Annotated in this window: 4 protein-coding genes; all 4 read left to right on the top strand. The window is 42.9% G+C overall.

Features of this window, described 5'->3' with window-relative positions; genetic code table 11:
• On the top strand, positions 1 to 912 hold a 912-nt coding region (locus B9J87_RS12775), incomplete at its 5' end, for a heavy metal translocating P-type ATPase (RefSeq protein ID WP_141201578.1).
• The gene (gene ccoS, locus B9J87_RS12770; RefSeq protein WP_013856892.1) at positions 913 to 1,083 is read left to right on the top strand and encodes a cbb3-type cytochrome oxidase assembly protein CcoS; all 171 of its coding nucleotides are present in this window, start codon (positions 913 to 915) and stop codon (positions 1,081 to 1,083) included.
• Entirely contained in the window at positions 1,080 to 1,760 is a 681-nt protein-coding gene (locus B9J87_RS12765) for a sulfite exporter TauE/SafE family protein (RefSeq protein WP_013856891.1), read from the top strand. The genes ccoS and B9J87_RS12765 overlap by 4 nt, the downstream gene beginning before the upstream one ends.
• 88 nt (positions 1,761 to 1,848) lie before the next feature.
• Positions 1,849 to 2,601 carry an FNR family transcription factor gene (locus tag B9J87_RS12760; RefSeq protein ID WP_010320258.1) on the top strand — a complete coding sequence of 251 codons (753 nt, stop codon included), beginning with the start codon at positions 1,849 to 1,851 and terminating at the stop codon, positions 2,599 to 2,601.
• The last annotated feature ends 212 nt before the right edge of the window (positions 2,602 to 2,813 follow it).

The following is a 2,813-nucleotide window of genomic DNA, read 5'->3' as shown; positions in this document are numbered from 1 at the left end:
AACCATGTCTTTGAAACACTTTGTAAAGTTAACCATTTGATTATTGATAAAACGGGAACGTTGACCCGTGGTGATATCGAAATTAGTGACGTTGAGTTGCATGGTGATATAGACGAAAACCATTGTTTGGCGCTAGCCGCTGCTTTGGAGCATCATGCCAATCACCCCATTGCCAGAGCGTTTGCGCAATATCGTAATGACGAGTTTCGTGTTGAGCATGTGCAGAATATGATTGGGTCTGGTATTCAAGGTAAATATTTAGGCGGCGATGTTCGTATCGGCAGCGCCGAATTTGTTTTGAACGACATCAGTGATGATCGAGCAAATCGTATTTATCTGTCGCTCAACGGGCAACACATTGCGACCTTCACGTACCGCGATCCTATCCGTAGTGAAGCGAAACAATTTATCGATCGTTTCCATCAGGAAGGAATTAAGATCACGCTATTAACAGGTGACTCTCAACTTAATGCCCAAAGTGTGGCCGCCGAAATGGACATCGATATTGTCGTATCGAATGCCAAACCAGAAGATAAACTGAGTTACTTAAAGTCGTTACCAGATGATGATATCACCATGATGATTGGCGATGGCATTAATGATGCGCCAACGCTTGCTGGTGCGCACTTATCAGTCGCTATGGGTGGTGGAACCGATGTCGCAAAAGCATCTGCTGATATGGTTTTACTTGGTGATAAACTCGACAGATTATTGGAAGCCAGAAGCTTAGCGTTAAAAGCTCGCAAAATCATTCGGGAAAATTTAGCGTGGTCACTTGGATACAATATTATTGTTTTGCCACTCGCCGTTGCGGGGCTGGTTGCTCCTTACATTGCCGTTGTGGGCATGTCGGCGAGTTCGATTATTGTGGTATCTAATTCTCTTCGACTACTCAAAAAGAGGGATAAGTAGATGGAAAGTCTTTATATATTGATCCCCATAGCGATCGTTTTGGTTACGATCGCCGTCATCATCTTTTTATGGGCAGTAAAAAGCGAACAGTTTGAAGATTTAGAACGCCAAGGACACAATATTTTGTTTGATGAAGATGAACTTACCTCATCAAAAGAAGAGAAAAAATGACCGCAGATTGGATTGGTGCTTTCTTTATCGGTTTACTTGGAGCTGGCCACTGTATGGGAATGTGTGGCGGGATTGCTTCTCTTTTGACCTTAGGTGAAAAGCGCAGTGATCGACTCCCAATACTGCTTGTTTTTTACAACCTTGGGCGTATTGCCAGCTATATGCTGTTTGGCGGTTTATTAGGAGGCCTCGCCGCCTCGCTATCCGAATTCTCTACACTTAATCATGCGTTGATTTGGTTGCGGCTCATTGCGGCAGGCCTAATGATTGTACTTGGATTGTATGTTGGACGTTGGTGGTTTGGCCTGTTGAAGCTGGAGAAGGTTGGGCAAAAAATCTGGAGTTTTATTTCGCCTTTTGGGCAATCATTGCTCCCGCTTAGGAAAACGTGGTTCGCTCTCCCTTTTGGGTTTATCTGGGGGTGGTTACCTTGTGGGCTAGTTTACTCGGTACTGACTTGGTCTGTGGTGTCCGGTAGTGCGCTGTCAGGGGCATTGGTTATGGCCTCTTTTGGTTTGGGAACCTTACCTGCGATGCTTCTTGTTGGTTACGGAGCGACCCGTTTGAAGAACATTCAACAATCATTCATATTTCGTCATTTTGCTGCGATTTTTATCATACTCTATGGTCTATACACGGGTTATGGAGCAGTGAGTATTTTATCATCTACGTGGTAGCTGTCTGATTTATGGCATCTTTTTTCGCTATCCTTTAGGGGTAATGGGTGCTAAAATATTGATGTACATCAAAAAGTGAAAGGTTGTTATGATTTCTGATAAGCCAGCGGCAAAGCGCATTCAATCTGGTGGTTGTGCAATTCACTGTCAAGATTGCAGCATTAGCCAGCTTTGTATTCCTTTTACTCTCAATGAATCTGAACTTGATCAACTTGATCAAATTATTGAGCGTAAAAAACCTATCCAAAAGGGCCAAGAGCTATTTAAAGCTGGTGACGACCTTAAGTCTCTCTACGCTATTCGCTCAGGTACAATTAAAAGTTATACCATTACTGAGCAAGGTGATGAACAAATCACTGCGTTTCATTTAGCGGGTGATTTAGTTGGTTTTGACGCGATCACTGATGATTCTCATCCTAGTTTTGCTCAGGCTCTAGAAACATCAATGGTATGTGAAATACCCTACGAAATTCTTGATGATCTTTCGGGTAAAATGCCTAAGTTACGTCAGCAAATTATGCGCTTGATGAGTAATGAAATTAAGGGCGACCAAGAGATGATTCTTCTGCTATCTAAAAAGAATGCAGAAGAAAGATTGGCGGCTTTTCTTTATAACTTGTCGACTCGTTTCTCTCAGCGCGGCTTTAGCCCTAGAGAGTTTCGTCTGACAATGACTCGTGGTGATATCGGTAATTACCTTGGTCTCACTGTTGAAACGATCAGTCGTCTACTCGGCCGTTTTCAGAAGTCTGAAATCCTTAGCGTTAAAGGCAAATACATCACAATCCTTGACCATGACCAACTGATGGAACTGGCAGGCGTATCTAAAGAAACTAAGTAACTTCAATGAGGTAGCTCTTAAATGAGCTACGTCATACTTCTGTTAAAAACTCTCTTTTTTTCTAAAATTCTCGCTGGTTATGAGCTAAAGTAACTCTAACGCCCTCCTCCATAATTAAGGAGTCGATATGAGTATTTATAGCAAGATTCTGGTAGTTGCTGACATCAACCACGATGAACAACCCGCCCTTGCCAGAGCCATACAGTTAGCGC

The organism is Vibrio sp. V19_P1S1T109 (genome assembly GCF_002241375.1).
GTDB lineage: Bacteria > Pseudomonadota > Gammaproteobacteria > Enterobacterales > Vibrionaceae > Vibrio > Vibrio anguillarum.
This window is presented reverse-complemented; position numbering and strand designations above follow the sequence as displayed.

Excerpts from the sequence above, each read along its gene's own strand:
- ccoS (WP_013856892.1), top strand. The coding sequence starts at position 913 with ATGGAAAGTCTTTATATATTGATCCCCATAGCGATCGTTTTGGTTACG.
- B9J87_RS12765 (WP_013856891.1), top strand. The coding sequence starts at position 1,080 with ATGACCGCAGATTGGATTGGTGCTTTCTTTATCGGTTTACTTGGAGCT.
- B9J87_RS12760 (WP_010320258.1), top strand. The coding sequence starts at position 1,849 with ATGATTTCTGATAAGCCAGCGGCAAAGCGCATTCAATCTGGTGGTTGT.